Origin of the sequence: Albibacillus kandeliae (genome assembly GCF_003116585.1) — a bacterium.
Lineage (GTDB): Bacteria > Pseudomonadota > Alphaproteobacteria > Rhodobacterales > Rhodobacteraceae > Albibacillus > Albibacillus kandeliae.
Window position 1 is genome coordinate 621,567 of record NZ_QEHM01000003.1, and the last position, 15,090, is coordinate 636,656.

General features: G+C 64.9%; 17 protein-coding genes. 4 read left to right on the forward strand and 13 right to left on the reverse strand.

Going from position 1 to position 15,090, the window contains the following annotated elements; all coding sequences use genetic code 11:
* Positions 1-46: 46 nt before the first annotated feature.
* Both DDT93_RS08855 and pip read right to left on the reverse strand, forming a co-directional pair.
* The gene (locus DDT93_RS08855; RefSeq protein WP_109465431.1) at positions 47-862 is read right to left on the reverse strand and encodes an ABC transporter substrate-binding protein; all 816 of its coding nucleotides are present in this window, start codon (positions 860-862) and stop codon (positions 47-49) included.
* Positions 859-1,839, reverse strand: a complete 981-nt coding sequence (gene pip / locus DDT93_RS08860) for a prolyl aminopeptidase (protein ID WP_109465432.1) — start codon at positions 1,837-1,839, stop codon at positions 859-861. The genes DDT93_RS08855 and pip overlap by 4 nt, the downstream gene beginning before the upstream one ends.
* A 55-nt stretch (positions 1,840-1,894) precedes the next feature.
* Between pip and ubiG the strand changes: the two genes are divergently transcribed.
* Positions 1,895-2,638: a bifunctional 2-polyprenyl-6-hydroxyphenol methylase/3-demethylubiquinol 3-O-methyltransferase UbiG gene (gene ubiG / locus DDT93_RS08865; protein WP_109465433.1), complete on the forward strand. Its 744-nt coding sequence runs from the start codon at positions 1,895-1,897 to the stop codon at positions 2,636-2,638.
* 4 nt (positions 2,639-2,642) lie between these two features.
* Here ubiG and DDT93_RS08870 read toward each other — a convergent pair whose 3' ends face one another.
* Genes DDT93_RS08870 through DDT93_RS08885 form a run of 4 tightly spaced genes read right to left on the reverse strand, consistent with a single transcriptional unit; the run spans position 2,643 to position 4,943 of the window.
* A complete protein-coding gene (locus DDT93_RS08870; RefSeq protein ID WP_109465434.1) occupies positions 2,643-3,086 on the reverse strand; it encodes a MarR family winged helix-turn-helix transcriptional regulator in 444 nt (147 codons plus the stop codon).
* A 12-nt stretch (positions 3,087-3,098) separates the two neighbouring features.
* The gene (locus DDT93_RS08875; protein WP_109465435.1) at positions 3,099-3,929 is read right to left on the reverse strand and encodes a carbon-nitrogen hydrolase family protein; all 831 of its coding nucleotides are present in this window, start codon (positions 3,927-3,929) and stop codon (positions 3,099-3,101) included.
* A complete protein-coding gene (gene grxC / locus DDT93_RS08880) occupies positions 3,929-4,186 on the reverse strand; it encodes a glutaredoxin 3 (RefSeq protein WP_109465436.1) in 258 nt (85 codons plus the stop codon). The genes DDT93_RS08875 and grxC overlap by 1 nt, the downstream gene beginning before the upstream one ends.
* 37 nt (positions 4,187-4,223) lie before the next feature.
* Positions 4,224-4,943, reverse strand: a complete 720-nt coding sequence (locus DDT93_RS08885; protein ID WP_109465437.1) for a ComF family protein — start codon at positions 4,941-4,943, stop codon at positions 4,224-4,226.
* A gap of 26 nt (positions 4,944-4,969) precedes the next feature.
* Between DDT93_RS08885 and DDT93_RS08890 the strand changes: the two genes are divergently transcribed.
* Complete coding sequence (locus DDT93_RS08890; RefSeq protein WP_109465438.1) at positions 4,970-5,788, forward strand: methyltransferase domain-containing protein; 819 nt, start codon at positions 4,970-4,972, stop codon at positions 5,786-5,788.
* Positions 5,789-5,848: 60 nt separating this feature from the next.
* Positions 5,849-6,901, forward strand: a complete 1,053-nt coding sequence (gene hemH / locus DDT93_RS08895) for a ferrochelatase (RefSeq protein WP_408607924.1) — start codon at positions 5,849-5,851, stop codon at positions 6,899-6,901.
* A gap of 95 nt (positions 6,902-6,996) precedes the next feature.
* Here hemH and DDT93_RS08900 read toward each other — a convergent pair whose 3' ends face one another.
* Complete coding sequence (locus tag DDT93_RS08900; RefSeq protein ID WP_109465440.1) at positions 6,997-7,179, reverse strand: hypothetical protein; 183 nt, start codon at positions 7,177-7,179, stop codon at positions 6,997-6,999.
* A gap of 504 nt (positions 7,180-7,683) precedes the next feature.
* The gene (locus tag DDT93_RS08905) at positions 7,684-8,298 is read right to left on the reverse strand and encodes a L,D-transpeptidase family protein (protein WP_109465441.1); all 615 of its coding nucleotides are present in this window, start codon (positions 8,296-8,298) and stop codon (positions 7,684-7,686) included.
* 174 nt (positions 8,299-8,472) lie between these two features.
* On the opposite strand from DDT93_RS08905, the gene dalA reads away from it, so the two are divergent.
* The gene (dalA, locus tag DDT93_RS08910) at positions 8,473-8,985 is read left to right on the forward strand and encodes a divisome-associated lipoprotein DalA (RefSeq protein WP_109465442.1); all 513 of its coding nucleotides are present in this window, start codon (positions 8,473-8,475) and stop codon (positions 8,983-8,985) included.
* A 31-nt stretch (positions 8,986-9,016) separates the two neighbouring features.
* Here dalA and DDT93_RS08915 read toward each other — a convergent pair whose 3' ends face one another.
* The 5 genes from DDT93_RS08915 to DDT93_RS08935 all read right to left on the reverse strand — a co-directional run bounded on the left by DDT93_RS08915 (position 9,017) and on the right by DDT93_RS08935 (position 15,047).
* A complete protein-coding gene (locus DDT93_RS08915; protein WP_109465443.1) occupies positions 9,017-9,520 on the reverse strand; it encodes a L,D-transpeptidase family protein in 504 nt (167 codons plus the stop codon).
* 103 nt (positions 9,521-9,623) lie between these two features.
* Complete coding sequence (locus DDT93_RS08920) at positions 9,624-10,841, reverse strand: class I SAM-dependent RNA methyltransferase (RefSeq protein WP_109465444.1); 1,218 nt, start codon at positions 10,839-10,841, stop codon at positions 9,624-9,626.
* Between the two features lies 1 nt (position 10,842).
* Complete coding sequence (locus DDT93_RS08925) at positions 10,843-11,364, reverse strand: P-loop NTPase family protein (protein ID WP_109465445.1); 522 nt, start codon at positions 11,362-11,364, stop codon at positions 10,843-10,845.
* Between the two features lie 6 nt (positions 11,365-11,370).
* Entirely contained in the window at positions 11,371-13,203 is a 1,833-nt protein-coding gene (locus DDT93_RS08930; RefSeq protein WP_109465446.1) for an ABC transporter ATP-binding protein, read from the reverse strand.
* The gene (locus DDT93_RS08935; protein ID WP_109465447.1) at positions 13,200-15,047 is read right to left on the reverse strand and encodes an ABC transporter ATP-binding protein; all 1,848 of its coding nucleotides are present in this window, start codon (positions 15,045-15,047) and stop codon (positions 13,200-13,202) included. Before DDT93_RS08935 ends, DDT93_RS08930 begins: the two co-directional genes overlap by 4 nt.
* Positions 15,048-15,090 lie beyond the last annotated feature (43 nt).

Here is a 15,090-nt window from a genome sequence, read left to right on the forward strand (position 1 = left end):
TATACGCATCCCTGACCGAATCTGCAAGCGGGAAAAGCCCCGGGGATCAGGCGATCCACCAGCGGGCGGCGATCCGCCCGTCATCCAGCGGGCTGCGCGCACTGACCACCGGCGGAATTCCGACGCCGTGGCGCGCGGCAATCGCCAAGCGGTCGGCGGCGGGATGGAACTGGTAGCGGTCGCTGCCGTCCAGCACGGTGGCGTCCGGCAGGTAGGCAAGATCCACGTAGCCGTCGCGCAGCGCCTCGGCCCGCACCACCGGGTCGGGAATGACGACCACGTCGATCCGGTCGGCCCAGCCGGCGTGCCCATCCTTGTAGTGCTGCGCCACGCGCATCGCCTGCAGGTGGCGCACCTCGTCCATCCGGGTGACATGGTAGACGCCGGTGCCGTATTCCGTGCCGTCGAGCGGCAGGCCGATGGCAAAGGCCGCATCGGCCAGCAGCACGGGAAGGTCGGGGTTCCCGCGGCTCAGCGTGACCTGCAGGCTGTGCGCGTCCAGCACGCGGAGCTCCTGCAAATCCGGCAGCGCGCCCAGCGCGGTAGAAACGTGACGCGCCTGGAACGGGGTTCCGTCCGAGAAACGGGCATCGCGGCGCAAACCAAAGGTCCATTCGGTCGCGCCGGGGTTGCTCTGCCATGCGAGCGCGAGGTCGGGGCGAAGGATGCCGTCGGGCCCGATCTCGGTCAGCCCGTCGAAGGCCGCGCCGCGCGCGATCCGGGCAAGGCTGCCATCCCGCGGGACCGCCATGCGCAGGACACCGCCACGGCTCGGGCGGGCCTTGGCCGAAACGCCGGAGGCCGCGAGAAGCGCGGCGGCCGCACCGGAGGTAAAGAGCGCGCGACGGTCGATCCGGGTCATTGCCGCAGATCCTCGGCGATCTCGTCCATGATGCGGACCAGTTCGGCGCTGATGCCCGGCTCGGACAGGGCATGCCCCGCGTTGCGGATCAGCTTGAGCCGACCGGCCGGCCAGCGCTGCGACAGTTCCCACGCCGAGACGGGCGGGCAGATCATGTCGTAGCGGCCCTGAACGATGATGCCGGGAATATGCCCGATGCGATCCATCTGGTCGAGGATCTGGCCATCCTTCTCGAGGAAGCCGGCATTGATGAAGTAGTGGTTTTCCAGCCGGGCGAAGGCGCGGGCATAGTCCCCCGGGCTTTCACCCGACGCGCCGTTCGAATGCACCGAGGCGAGCGCGTTTTCCCACGCTGACCAAGAGCGCCCAAGCCGGGTTTCGACCATGAGGTCGCCCGAGAACAGCCTCTTGTGATAGGCGCCAATCAGGTCGCCGCGTTCCTCTTCCGGGATCGGCGCGACGAAACGCGCCCAGGTCTCGGGCCAGAACCGCCCGGCACCACCGCCATAGAACCAGTCGAGCTCGGCCTTGGTCATCAGGAAGACACCGCGCAGCACCAGCTGGCTGACCCGGTCGGGATGCGACTGGGCATAGATCAGGGCAAGCGTGGCGCCCCAGCTGCCACCGAAGACGATCCACTGGGAAATGCCCAGTTCCTCGCGGATCAACTCGATATCCGCCACGAGGTGCCAGGTGGTGTTATCCTCGACCGAGGCATGGGGCCGCGACCGGCCACAACCACGCTGGTCGAACAGAATCACACGGTAGACGTCCGGGTTGAAATAGCGCCGCATCGCGGGGCTGCACCCGCCGCCGGGACCGCCGTGCAGCACCACGACCGGAATACCTTGAGGATTGCCGCATTGCTCGACATAGAGGCGGTGGCCCTGTCCAACATCCATCATCCGCTGATCGAACGGGTCGAGTGGCGGATAAAGATACTGAACTGCGCGTTTCTGGTCCGGGTGTTTGTCCATCGAAGACCTATATAGTACTCCGCTACAAAAAGGTCATGCTGAGATTGGAATGTAAATGACGCAGTCGACGATTGATGCCGCGGAAGTCGCCAAGTTCGAAGCCATGGCCGCGGAATGGTGGGATCCGACCGGCAAGTTCAAACCTCTGCACATGATGAATCCCTGCCGTCTGGACTACATCACCCGCCAGATCGCGGGCGAGTTCGACCGCGACCTTTCCGCTCCCAAACCCTTTGCCGGATTGCGGCTGCTCGACATCGGCTGCGGCGGCGGGCTGCTCTCGGAACCGATGGCCCGGCTGGGTGCCGAGGTGGTGGGTGCAGACGCCGCCGAGCGCAACATCCCGGTTGCACAGATTCACGCCGAACAGTCCGGGCTCGATATCGATTATCGCAACACCACTGCCGAGGCGCTGGCCGCTGCCGGAGAGCAGTTCGATGTCGTCCTGAACATGGAAGTCGTCGAGCACGTGGCGGATCCGCTGGCCTATCTTACTGCCTGCCACGATCTGCTGCGGCCCGGTGGGCTCCACATCTGTTCGACCATCAACCGCAATCCCAAGAGCTATGCCGTCGCCATCGTCGGGGCCGAGGTGGTGATGCGCTGGCTGCCACGCGGGACCCATGACTGGGCCAAGTTCATCACGCCGGACGAACTGGTTGCGCTGCTGGGCGAGGCCGGTCTGGAACCGGTGGACCGCAAGGGTTTCGTGTTCAACCCGCTGCTGTGGAGCTGGAGCATCTCGGCGCGCGACCTGTCGGTCAACTACGTCACCGCCTCGCTGAAACCGGCGGCCTGACGGCTCAGTCGCCCGGCTCGAGCCGGGCGCGCAGCTCGCGCAGGACCGGCAGAACCATGCGCACCTTCTCGGCGCCCATGTCGCCGACGACCTCGTTGATCAGTGGCGTGATCGAGGCCACCGCGTGGTCACGGGCCTGCCGTCCGGCCGGGCTGATCGCCACCATCTTGCGGCGCGCATCGTCCCAATCGGGGCGGATGTGGACGTAGCCCGCCCATTCGAGCTTGTTCAGCGTGTTGGTCATGGCCCCGCGGGTCACGTGAAACGTGTGGGCCAACTGCGCGGGTGACCGTTCCTGCCCGACAAAGCAGAGGTGGTTCAGAACCGAGAAGTGCGAGATCTCCATACCCTTCGGCAAGACCTTGGACAGCCGGTTGCGCACCAGCTGGTCGGCGGTCAGGACTTCGCTGAACAAGGCGACAGCCAGAGCGTTCTTGTCTTCGGGCATACGTCTTTCCGGTCAGGGACCGTCGAAAGGTCTGACATGGGTCAGGGACGGCACTTTTTTGCGGGCAATGTCCACAGATGTAGCATCCATGTCAAAAATGTGAATGCCCGGTTCCGTTCCCGCGTCGACCAGCACCTCGCCCCAGGGCGAAACGGCAAGGCTGTGCCCATGCGTGCGACGGGTCTTGCCCTCGGTCGTGGCATGGACGCCCGTCTGCGCCGGGGCGAGGACAAAGCACCCCGTCTCGATCGCGCGTGCGCGCAGCAGCGATTCCCAATGGGCCGCGCCGGTCACATGCGAGAACGCTGCCGGAACAGTCAGTACCCGGGCCCCGGCCTGCGCAAGACACTGGTAGAGATGGGAAAACCGGATGTCGTAGCAGATGGTCATGCCCACCGGCGCGAAATCGGTCTCGGCCAGAACGGCGCGCGTTCCGGGGCGGTAGCCATCGGATTCGCGGTAGGTTTCCTCGGGGGTCACATCCACGTCGAACATGTGGATCTTGTCGTATTTCGCCCGCACCGTACCATCGGGGCCGATCATGAACGAGCGGTTGGCAAAGCGTCCGTCGGCGTCATTGGTCTTGAGCCCCAGCGAGCCGATCAGCAGCCAGATGCCAAGGTCGGCAGCCGTCTGCCTTAGACCGGCGAGCGTGAGGTCGTCTTCTTCGTGCTGCAACACTGCCTGCTGTCGCTTGCGGCTGCCCGAAACGCAGTTCGTCACCTCGGGGGTCAAAACGAACCCGGCTCCCGCGGCGGCGGCTTCTTCGATGTAGCCGCGCGTCACCGCGAGGTTGGCCTCGGGATCGTCGCTCGACGTCAGCTGGACAAGGGCCGTCTTCATCAGGCGGCCAGCAGCGGATCGAGTTTGCCGTCACGCTCCAGCGCATAGAGATCGTCGCAGCCGCCCACGTGATCCTCGCCAATGAAGATCTGCGGGACGGTATAGCCGCCATGGGCGCGCTGGATCATCTCGGCCTTGCGGTCGGGGTTCTGAATCACGTCGATCTCGCTGAATGCGACGCCTTTCTGCGTCAGCAGCCGCTTGGCCGCATGACAGTAGCCGCAGTAGGGCGAGGTGTAGATTTCGACCGGCTTCATGGCGAGCCCCCGGATGAAAGTTTCGTTAACGTGAAACTTAGTCATCCTTGGCGACGCGCGCCAGTACCAGAACGCAAACCCCGGTTGCACCGGCGCCAAGGCAAGCCTCGGTCGAGGCGGCCAGCGTCGCGCCCGAAGTCATGACGTCATCGACCAAAAGCACCTGCCGCCCCTGCATCCGATGGGTCCGGCCCGGGTGCGGCGCGATGGCGCCGCGCAGGTTCTCGAACCGCTCCGCCGCCGACTTGCCCTCTTGCGAACCGGTGCGGCGCGTGCGGACGAGCAGGTCGGGGCAATACTCCAGCCCCGTCTCGCGCGCCAGGGCCTGCACCAGCAGCGCGGATTGGTTGTAGCGCCGCATCAACAGGCGGCTCCGGTGCAGCGGGACGGGCGCGATCAGCATGCCGGGCTGCAGCATCTCGCGCGCCGCGCGGGCCATCCACAGGGCGGCGGGGCGCACCACCTCGGGCCGATCAGCGTGCTTGAGCGCCAGCACCATCTGGCGCGCCTTGTCGCGATAGAGCAGTGCCGCGCGCCCCTGCGACCAGGGCCGGGGCGTGGCCATGCAGTCGTCGCATTCCAGGCGATGCCCGTCGCCAGTACCGGGGAGCGGCACCCCGCAGGACTCGCAGAGGGTGCCGCCGATGAAGGGCGTGTCACCCCAGCAAGTGCCGCAGAGTCCGAAATCGCTCTGGACAAGGGCGCCGCAGCCGATGCATCGCGGGGGATACAAAAGCTGCACAGCCGTTTGAAACATCCCGCCTTCGCGCTTAGGTTCCGCCCATGTCATCCGCACCCACCCTTTTCGACCGGTCCGCATTGCTGATGCACCGCGCGCGCGCGTCGGACGATGCCCTGTTCCTGCACCGCGCGGCGGTGGAGGAGGTTCAGGATCGGCTCTCGATGGTAAACAGAACGTTTAGCGAGCCGGCCATCGTGACGCCTTTTCCCGCGATCTGGCAGGAGTCCTTCCCGGATGCCCGTTTCGTAGGCGACGAAGACGCGCTCGACCTCGCGCCCGGCGCGCATGACCTCGTGATTCACGCCATGTGCCTGCATTGGGCCAACGATCCGGTCGGCCAGCTGATCCAGGCCCGCCGCGCACTGCGCAAGGACGGGTTCCTGCTGGCGCTGCTGTTCGGGGCCGACACGCTGAAGGAGCTCCGCGCGGTTCTGGCCGAGGCCGAGACGCGGGTGACCGGCGGTCTGTCGCCCCGCGTCGCCCCGATGGCCGAGATCCGAGACCTCGGCGCCCTGCTGCAGCGGGCCGGGCTGGCCTTGCCGGTCGCCGATACCTTGACCCTGACCGCCGATTACCGCGACCTGACCCACCTGCTGCACGACCTGCGCGGCATGGGCGAGACCAATGCGCTCTCGAACCGGCTGCGCCGCCCGACGCGCCGCGCGGTCTTCGACGCCGCTGCCGACCTTTATGCCGCGCATTTTGCCACGCCCGAGGGCCGGTTGACCGCCAGCTTCGAAATCGCCTGCCTGACCGGCTGGGCCCCGGACGAGAGCCAGCAGAAGCCGCTGCGGCCCGGATCGGCCGCGATGCGGCTGGCCGACGCATTGGGTGCGACGGAAACGCCCTTGCCGGATTGACCTGCGCGCGTCAGCCTTTATCTGCTCCGCAGACCCCGAGGCCGAGGACCGCACCACATGATGAACCCAGCCGCACGCCCTGCGAACGCCCCCGATCAGCACCCCGCGATCCCCGATGAGAAAATCGGCGTCCTGCTCGCCAACCTCGGCACGCCGGACAACTACGATTACTGGTCGATGCGCCGCTACCTTGGCGAGTTCCTGTCGGACAGCCGGGTGATCGACTATCCCAAGTGGAAGTGGCAGCCGCTGCTGCAGTTGATCATCCTGTCAAAGCGTCCGTTCTCCAGCGGCAAGGCCTACAAGTCGATCTGGAACGAGGAAAAGGGCGAAAGCCCACTGATGACCATCACGCGCGACCAGACCGCCCGGATCGCCGAACAGATGGCAGCGCGCCACGGCGACAGGGTGATGGTCGATTTCTGCATGCGCTACGGCAACCCTTCGACCAAGTCGAAGGTCCGTGAGATGGTCGCGGCGGGCTGCCAGCGCATCCTGTTCTTCCCGCTCTATCCGCAGTACGCCGGGGCCACCACGGCGACCGCGAACGACCAGTTCTTTCGCGCGCTGATGGAGGAAAAGTGGCAGCCCTCGGCGCGTACCGTGCCAGCCTACTTCGACCGCCCCGACTATATCGATGCGCTCGCCCAATCGGTCGAGCGCGCCTATGCCGGTCTGGACCAGGCGCCGGAGAAGCTGCTGGTGTCCTACCACGGGATGCCCCGGCGCTATCTGATGGAGGGCGACCCCTACCATTGCCAGTGCCAGAAGACGACGCGACTGCTGAAGGAACGGCTCGGCTGGGATGACAGCCGGATCGCGACAACGTTTCAGTCGGTCTTTGGCCCCGAGGAATGGCTGAAGCCCTATACCGTGGAAGAGGTCGCGCGGCTGGCGCGCGAGGACGGCACCCGTCGCATCGCGGTGATCGCCCCGGCCTTTTCCGCCGATTGCATCGAGACGCTGGAAGAGATCAACGAGGAGATCCGCCACAGCTTTGTGGGCGCGGGCGGAGAAGCCTTTACCTACATTCCCTGTCTGAATGACGACGCGGCGCATATCGCGGCGCTGTCGGCTGTGATCGACGAGAATCTGGCAGGCTGGATCGACTGATCGGGCCGTCTGGCCCGTGACCCGAGCAGACTTCGATCAGGAACAAAAAAAGGCGGTGGAAACCCACCGCCTTTCTTTATCGTGTCCAATCAACCTTAGTTGGCTGCTGCAGCTGCTGCAACCACGGCCAGGATGATCAGCGGAACGATGATGCCGTTCGAGGAGCTACCGGTTTCTTCCACGACGACCGGTGCTTCCATTACCGGCTCAGCCATGGAGCCAGCGGTTGCGGTCGAAGCGGCACCTGCCAGTGCAGCGGCGAGAACGAGTTTCTTCATGTTAACCTCCAGAATTCGCGCAATTCGAAACAGTTTGAATCGCGCACCCAAGACTAGCCTCGTGCCTTTTTCTAAGCAGTAAAGCGAAAAGATTGCAAATGGTTGTTGGATGCTCTTCGGCGCGGCGGCGCCGAATGTCGTCATAATAGCAACACTGGACTTACGCCAAGATAGGCGCGCAGGAGGCGGTGATTCCATCAAAACGCCTTGCGCGATTGGCCCGCTTCCGGCGGTTCTTCGCGCGATTCCCTGAATTGCTTGGTGTCCGGCGTGTTCGACCGGAAAAATTTTTTGCATCCGCCGGGAACCGAAGCGGCCCCGGCACACTTATGCAGCGCCGATGAAGCGGGTCGAAAATCGCCGGCGGGCGCGAAACGCCCTACGGCTGAAATCCGCCTAAAGTCCCGACTTGCACCGATAAATCCTCCTCCATCATCCTAGCGACCCTCTCCCCAGGGTCGCAACAGTCGCGGATGGCCCGGGGGCGATCCGCGACTGGGCCGGTCAAATCAGCAACACCTGAGTGCCGACATTGGCCAGTTCGTACAGTTCCTCGATGTGCTCGTTGTAGAGCCCGATGCAGCCGTTCGAGGAGCGGCGGCCGATCTTGCGCGTGTCGTGGGTTCCGTGGATCCGGTAGTAGGTCCAGCTGAGGTGCAGCGCGCGCGTGCCCAGCGGATTGCCCGGCCCCGGAGGCATGTATTCCGGCCACTCCGGATTGCGCTCGCGCATCGACGGAGTCGGACGCCAATCGGGATTGGGATCCTTCAGGACAACCTCGGTCCGGCCCTTGCGGGTAAGGTCATCGGTCAGCGGTACCGAGGTCGGATACAGCTTGTAGATGCCCTGATCCTCGGACCAGTAGTGCAGCGCGCGCGAGGTGATATCGACGAGGATGGCGCCGCCCTTAAGGTTGCTGAAGTAGGGTTGCCACTCCAGCGACCGGAAGCTCGAGATGTTGTGACGCACGGACTTGCTCAGGTCGCGCTCGACCTCCGTGGTCCCGGCGCCGTTGACGCTCTGCGCCAGTGCGGGCGTGGACCCCAGGGCGACAGCGCCGGCAGCCACCCCGCCCAGGAATCCCCGGCGGGTCGGCAGGTTTTGGCTCTTCTTGCTCATGATTGTTGCTCTTGTCTGGGTTCTGAAAACACCTGATTGGCGTTGTATAGGTCGCCAAAGCCGCAGTCGCAAACCAATCCCACGACGACCGATCACATTTAGGCTATGCCCGTTTGCGCTGCGGCCTGCGGCGCGGTAAAGCGAAGCTCGCAAATGCATCTTCGGGGTAGCTAAATGGTACGTCTCTTGTCTGTGGTTCTGAGCGCCGGTCTCATCCTTGCCGGATGTACTGCCGCGCCCGAAGTACACATGGATGCGAACGGCAATCCGCTGCCCAAGGTCTACCACATCAAGAAGAATGATGGACCCAAGATCGAGTACCGCATGCTCGACGCCGTCAATGCCCTGCGTCAGGCCTCGGGGGCCCGGCCGGTGCAGCTGAATTCCCAACTGAACGCTGCTGCCGCCACCCATGCGCGGGACATGTCGATCCAGAACCGCCCGTGGCACTTCGGCTCCGACGGTTCCTCGCCGCTCGATCGCGTGCGCCGGGTCGGCTATCAGGGCCGGATGCTGGGAGAAAACATCTCGGAAACCTACGAGACCGAGCTGGAAACCCTTGCCGCATGGATGGATGAAGCCGGGACACGGGATGTCATCCTCGACCCGAGCGCGACCAACCTCGGCTTTGCCTGGTTCCAGGAGAGCAACGGCAAGCTGTGGTGGACGCTAGTGATGGGCGACTGATCGCCCATCCCGAACCTTATCGGCCCAGACTTCAGGCGCGGATGGTGATCAGCGTGCCGTTGCGGACCATGGCGTAGATCTCCTCGATCTCCTTGTCGCGCACGGCGATGCAGCCCGCGGTCCAGTTTTCCTTCTTGCCGGACTTCTTGTCGTTGTTCGGCTGGCCGTGGATGAAGATGTTCCCGCCCGGGCGCTTGCCCATGGACTCGGCGAACGCGATGTCCTGCGTGTTGGGATAGGAGATCCCCAACGACAGGTGGAACGAACTGTTCGGGTTGCGCCGGTCGATGAGGTAGGTGCCCTCTGGCGTTTTGCCATCGCCCTCGAACTGCTTGGGCCCCGCCGGCGCAAAGCCGAGGTAGATGTCGTAGGCCTTGAGGACGTCCTCGTTGTGCAGAAGGAACATCCGCTTCGCCGTCTTGTTGACGACGATCGAGGTGACCTCTGGCCCGTTGTATCGTTTGAACTTGCTCGCGCTGCAGCCGGGAATGGCCAATGTTGCAAGCGCTCCGAACGCGAATGTCCGCCGTTCCATATGCTCTGTCTGCCCCTGACGGTTTTTTCGGACGCATAGACGAAATCGGCCGCGTTTCAAACCGACATTCGCGTGAGTCGCGCCTGAATTCAGTGGATTCGCGTCAGGTTCTGCTAAATTGGGCAACAAGTTCGGTATGGACCGACCAGCGGAACTGATCGACCACCTGAACCCAGTCCAGACGATAGCCCGCATCGACCAGCGTACGCGCGTCGCGGGCAAAGCTCACCGGGTTGCACGAGACATGGGCAATGACCGGAACCGCCGCCTGCGCCAGTTCGGCGACCTGCGCCTCGGCCCCCGCGCGGGGCGGGTCGATCACCACGGCGTCGAAGCGCGACAGTTCGTCGGGCATCAGGGGGCGACGGAACAGGTCGCGCGCCTCGCTCGTCACCCGTTTCAGGCCCTGCGCCTCACGCCACCCCTTGTCGAGCGCCGCCGTCATCGCCTTTTCCCCCTCGACTGCATGGACCTCGGCGGTTTCCGCCAGCGGCAGGGCGAAGGTGCCGCAGCCCGCGAAGAGGTCGGCCACCCGCTTGGCCGCGCCGACGATCTCGCGCACACCGGCCAGCAGGGCGGCCTCGCCTTCGGCTGTGGCTTGAAGGAAGGCGCCCGGCGGTGGCACCACCGCAGCACGGCCAAAGACCTGCGTCGGCGGGATGCGGGTGGCGATGGTTTCGCCCTCCCACGCCAGCCGGGCCAGCCTCTGTGCCTCTGCGAACTGGGCCAGCGCCATTTCGAGCGGCCCATCGAGCACCTTGCCGCCCTTCACCGCGACGTCCAGACCGCCGCCCGACAGGGTCAGCGTGACGGCCATCTCGCCCTTGCGGCTGGCGCCCAGCGCGGCAAGCGCCTCGGTCATCGGCAGGGCCGCGATCAGGTCGGGGTCCAGCAGGTGACAATCGGGAATCTCGGTGATGGTGCCCGAAGCGCGGCCGTGAAACCCGGTGAGCGCGCCCTTCTTGGTCCGTCGCACCGCAACCGTTGCGCGGCGGCGCGAGTGAGGCGGAGAAATCGCCATATCGCGCCATTCCGTATCGATCCCCTGCGCGGCCAGCGCCGTGCGGGCGAAGTCCTGCTTCCAGCGCGCCACGAAGTCGTCCGACGCGTGCTGCAACTGGCAGCCGCCACAGGACCGGTAGTGCCGGCACGGCGGCTGGACCCGATCCGACGAGGGCGTGACGATGCGGATATCCGCAAGCTGGTTGCCGTCCAGCGTGCCGCTGACCACCTCGCCCGGCAGGGTACGCGGTGCAAACACGGGACCTTGGGCGATTCCGTCACCCTGGTGACCGAGGCGCTGGATGGTGAACTCTGGCATATCAGGCTGGACTCCCCGGGCGAATGGTCTCGAGGAAATGCCTCACCTCGCGGGGAGTGCGCAAGTGGTGTACGCGCACATGGGCCGGAGCGCGGGCCGGAAGCCGACGCAATTCCTGCCTGTGTGTGTTCCGCGTCTGCCAGATCCAGCGCCAGAATTCGGGATCAAAGCGCTCGGGGCAATCCTCGGGCAGTTCTGGCCGGGTCCGGCCGTGATCGCGCAGCGTTCTCCGGGCCACGCGATAGACCCGCAACAACAGGGGCATGTCGAGAATGACCAGCGTGTCGCAGCGCTGCATCCGCGTGTCATAGGTGGCTGAGAGCCCGCCCTCGAAGATCCAGGCCTCTCCCCGCTCGACCGCGCGGGCCATCTCGATCTTTTCGTCCGCAGGGCGCGGAACCCAGCCGGGCAGAAAGTGGATCGAGTCCATGTGGTGAACCGGCAGGCCGGTGATCCGGCCCATTTCGCGCGCAAGCCAGGATTTACCGGCTCCGGGCTGGCCGACGATCATCACTCGCTGCATCGGACGTCACTCTGCCGCCTCGCTGCCGATGAAGCCGCCGGACTGGCGATTCCAGAACCGGGCGTAGAGGCCGCCCTTGGCCAGCAGCGCGTCATGGGTGCCTACCTCGGCGATCCGCCCGTCCTCGAGGACGAGGATGCGGTCCATCTCGGACAGGGTCGACAGCCGGTGCGCGATGGCCAGAACCGTCTTACCCTCCATCACCCGGTGCAGCGCGGTCTGGATCGCGGCCTCGACCTCGGAATCGAGCGCGCTTGTCGCTTCGTCCAGCACGAGGATCGGCGCGTCCTTGAGGATGGCGCGGGCCAGCGCGATGCGCTGCCGCTGACCGCCGGAGAGTTTGACTCCACGCTCGCCAAGGTGCGCCTCGTACCCCGTGCGGCCCTTGTGATCCATCAGGTTCAGAATGAACTCATGCGCTTCTGCCTTCTTGGCCGCCGCGATCAGGTCTTCCTCGGTCGCCTCGGGACGGCCGTAGAGGATGTTCTCGCGGGCCGAGCGGTTGAACATCGCGGTTTCTTGCGTGACCATCCCGATCTGTCGGCGCAGGCTCTCTTTCGTCACCGCCTCGACATTCTGGCCGTCGATCAGGATTTCCCCATCTTCACCTTTGTAGAGCCGCATCAACAACGAGACGAGCGTGGATTTCCCGGCCCCCGAGGCGCCGACGATACCCAGCTTCTCGCCCGGGTGAATGGTCAGGTTGATATCCTGCACACCGCCGCTCTCGCGTCCGTAGGCAAAGCTCACGTCGCGGAATTCGATCTGGCCCCGGTCGATCTGAAGGTCGGGCGTGCCCTCCGGGTCGTCGATGCGGACCGGGGGAGTCAGCGTCCGGATCCCGTCTTCGACCTCGCCGACGTTGGAATAGATGGTCATCAGCGTGAAGCTGACCCAGCCGGTCATCTGCGCGATGCGGATGGCGATGGCACCGGCGGCGACGATATCGCCCTCGGTCGCGTTTCCGTTGCGCCACAACAGCAGCGTCCCGCCAATCAGGAGAACGGGCAGCACCCCGGCCAGCGTCATCAGGAGGAAGCGGAAGCTCGCCGCCATGTAGCCGAAATCGAGCGCCCTGTTGCGGAAGGTCTCCATCGCGCCCAGCGCGGCACGATCCTCGAAGTCGGCATGGGCAAACAGCTTGACCGTCTTGATGTTGGTGATGGTGTCGACCACCTGCCCCGAGACCATTGCCCGTGCCCCGGCCCGTGCTGCGGACCGCAGGCGGATCTTGGGCAGGAATATCGCAATCAGGAAGAAATAGGCGACGAGCCAGACGAGGAAGGTCAGCGTGATGCCCGGGTTGATCGTCGTCAGCAGGATCAGCGAACCGGCCAGCGAGGCAAGCGCGAAGGCCACGACGTTGATCATCTCGACCGCCACGTCGGTGACGGCCCGCGCGGTCTGCATCTGCTTCTGGGCGATGCGACCGGCAAAGTCGTCGTCGAAGAACTTGACCGCCTGCCCGAGGGTCCAGCGATGCAGGCGCGACAGGACCAGCGGGTTCACGTTCGGCCCGATGATAATCGAGTTGGCTGCCGAGGACAGGCCCATCAGCAGCGGCCGCGCGACGAGGAAGAAGGCCAGCGCGCCAAGGATGCTGGCTGTATTGGAGCCGTCGAAGTAGTTCGCCGGCCCGCTCGACGTCGCGGTGTCGATCACGTGGCCGAGGACATAGGCGGTGCCGGCCTCCAGCCCCCCGGCGAGCGCCGAGAGAACCGCGGCCGCCCACAGCGCTGGCCATGCCCCGGACAGGCACCAGCGCATGAAAGCGACGAGGGTCCGCGGTGGCGGACCCTCTGCTGGTCGGAAGGCGTTAATCACGTCGGCGATCTTCATTCCGCTGCCTCGGCCTCATCCATGTTGAGGAACCCGCCCGACTGGCGTGCCCAGAACTGGGCATATAGTCCGCCCCGTTCCAAAAGCACGGCATGGGTGCCCTCTTCGACGATATGCCCGCCATCCAGAACCAGGATGCGGTCCATCTGGGCAATGGTGGACAGACGGTGGGCAATTGCAATCACCGTCTTGCCTTCCATCATGCCGTAGAGGGTCCGCTGGATCGCGGCCTCCACCTCGGAGTCGAGCGCACTGGTCGCCTCGTCCAGCAGCAGGATCGGCGCATCCTTGAGGATCACGCGCGCCAGCGTCACCCGCTGCCGCTGCCCGCCCGAGAGCTTGACGCCGCGCTCGCCCACATGGGCGTCGTAGCCGGTGCGCCCCTGCGGATCGATGAGGTCCAGGATGAAGTCATGGGCCTCGGCCTTTTTCGCGGCAGCGATCATCTGCGCATCGGTCGCATCGGGGCGGCCATAGAGCAGGTTCTCTCTCACCGAGCGGTGCAGCAGGGAACTGTCCTGCTGAACCATCCCGATCTTGCGCCGCAGACTGTCCTGCGTGACCTGCGCGATGTTCTGCCCGTCGATCCGGATTTCGCCGGTTTCAGGGTCGTAGAACCGCAGCAGAAGCTTGACCAACGTGGACTTGCCCGCGCCAGACCGCCCCACCAGACCGATCTTTTCGCCCGGTTCGATGGTCAGGTTCAGCCGGTCCAGCCCGCCGGACCCACGCCCGTAGTGGTGCGACAGGTCCTCGAGCTCGATCTTGCCCTCGCTGAAGGTGAGCGCCCGCGCGCCCTTGTCATCGACGAGGTCGATCGGTTGGGCGATGGTTTGCATCCCCTCGGCCACCACGCCGAGCTGGCGGAAGAAGGTGGTCAGCGCCCACATGATCCAGCCGGTCATGGCGTTCAGCCGCAGGGTCAGGGCGGTTGCCGCCGCGACGACACCGACACTGGCAAGGCCCTGCAGCCAGAGCAGGATCGCCCAGCCCACGACACCGACGATCAGCAGACCGTTGAGCGTGAAGAGCAGCAGATCCATCACCGTGAAGATGCGCATCTCGGCCTGGAACGTCTTGCGGGTCTTCTCGATGGCCTCCTTGGCATAGTCGAGCTCGTGGTTATCGTTGGCGAACATCTTGACCGAGTGGATGTTGCTGTAGCTGTCCACCACCCGGCCCGTGACCGCCGAGCGCGCATCCGACGCCGCCTGCGAGGCGGGGCCGACGTTGCGCACGGTCCAGCGGGTCAGCAGACCGTAGAGCACGAGCCAGATCAGCATCGGGATCAGCAACCGGGGATCGGCGGCAAAGAGGAGCACGGCGCAGCCCACGAGATAGGCAATCGAGAAGGAGATCGCGTCGAAGACCTGAAAGATCACCTCGCCCGCTGCGGGCGGGGTCTGCATGATCCGGTTCGCGATGCGGCCTGCGAAATCATTTTCGAACCACGACACGGACTGCCGCAGCACGTGCTTGTGCGACCGCCAGCGGATCAGCGTCCCGAAGTTGGGCATGATCGCGTTGTTCAGCAGCAGAACGTCGAGCCCGTGCAGCAACGGCCTGAGGATCAGGATGAACAGGCCCACGAGGATCAGTTCTAGCCCGTAGCGCTGCCAGACCACCTGCGGATCGCCGCCCATGATGTCGACCAGCCGGCCCATGTAGTAAATCAGCCAGATCTCGATGGCCGCCACGACGATGGACAGCAGGCCGGTCCAGAAGAAGACCCTCCAGAACGGGCCGCAATAGTCCCTCAGGAAGGGCCAGAGACGGTTTGGAGGAACATCCTTCTCCTCATAGGAGACATAAGGGTCCACAAGATTTTCAAAGAAACGGAACATAGTCGGGTGCTCCTCACGAGCAAATTAGACGCAAATGTAGTGT

What these genes read in the sequence shown, in the direction of transcription:
- DDT93_RS08855 (WP_109465431.1), bottom strand. Translation starts at nt 862, where the DNA reads ATGACCCGGATCGACCGTCGCGCGCTCTTTACCTCCGGTGCGGCCGCC.
- pip (WP_109465432.1), bottom strand. Translation starts at nt 1,839, where the DNA reads ATGGACAAACACCCGGACCAGAAACGCGCAGTTCAGTATCTTTATCCG.
- ubiG (WP_109465433.1), top strand. Translation starts at nt 1,895, where the DNA reads ATGACGCAGTCGACGATTGATGCCGCGGAAGTCGCCAAGTTCGAAGCC.
- DDT93_RS08870 (WP_109465434.1), bottom strand. Translation starts at nt 3,086, where the DNA reads ATGCCCGAAGACAAGAACGCTCTGGCTGTCGCCTTGTTCAGCGAAGTC.
- DDT93_RS08875 (WP_109465435.1), bottom strand. Translation starts at nt 3,929, where the DNA reads ATGAAGACGGCCCTTGTCCAGCTGACGTCGAGCGACGATCCCGAGGCC.
- grxC (WP_109465436.1), bottom strand. Translation starts at nt 4,186, where the DNA reads ATGAAGCCGGTCGAAATCTACACCTCGCCCTACTGCGGCTACTGTCAT.
- DDT93_RS08885 (WP_109465437.1), bottom strand. Translation starts at nt 4,943, where the DNA reads ATGTTTCAAACGGCTGTGCAGCTTTTGTATCCCCCGCGATGCATCGGC.
- DDT93_RS08890 (WP_109465438.1), top strand. Translation starts at nt 4,970, where the DNA reads ATGTCATCCGCACCCACCCTTTTCGACCGGTCCGCATTGCTGATGCAC.
- hemH (WP_408607924.1), top strand. Translation starts at nt 5,849, where the DNA reads ATGAACCCAGCCGCACGCCCTGCGAACGCCCCCGATCAGCACCCCGCG.
- DDT93_RS08900 (WP_109465440.1), bottom strand. Translation starts at nt 7,179, where the DNA reads ATGAAGAAACTCGTTCTCGCCGCTGCACTGGCAGGTGCCGCTTCGACC.
- DDT93_RS08905 (WP_109465441.1), bottom strand. Translation starts at nt 8,298, where the DNA reads ATGAGCAAGAAGAGCCAAAACCTGCCGACCCGCCGGGGATTCCTGGGC.
- dalA (WP_109465442.1), top strand. Translation starts at nt 8,473, where the DNA reads ATGGTACGTCTCTTGTCTGTGGTTCTGAGCGCCGGTCTCATCCTTGCC.
- DDT93_RS08915 (WP_109465443.1), bottom strand. Translation starts at nt 9,520, where the DNA reads ATGGAACGGCGGACATTCGCGTTCGGAGCGCTTGCAACATTGGCCATT.
- DDT93_RS08920 (WP_109465444.1), bottom strand. Translation starts at nt 10,841, where the DNA reads ATGCCAGAGTTCACCATCCAGCGCCTCGGTCACCAGGGTGACGGAATC.
- DDT93_RS08925 (WP_109465445.1), bottom strand. Translation starts at nt 11,364, where the DNA reads ATGCAGCGAGTGATGATCGTCGGCCAGCCCGGAGCCGGTAAATCCTGG.
- DDT93_RS08930 (WP_109465446.1), bottom strand. Translation starts at nt 13,203, where the DNA reads ATGAAGATCGCCGACGTGATTAACGCCTTCCGACCAGCAGAGGGTCCG.
- DDT93_RS08935 (WP_109465447.1), bottom strand. Translation starts at nt 15,047, where the DNA reads ATGTTCCGTTTCTTTGAAAATCTTGTGGACCCTTATGTCTCCTATGAG.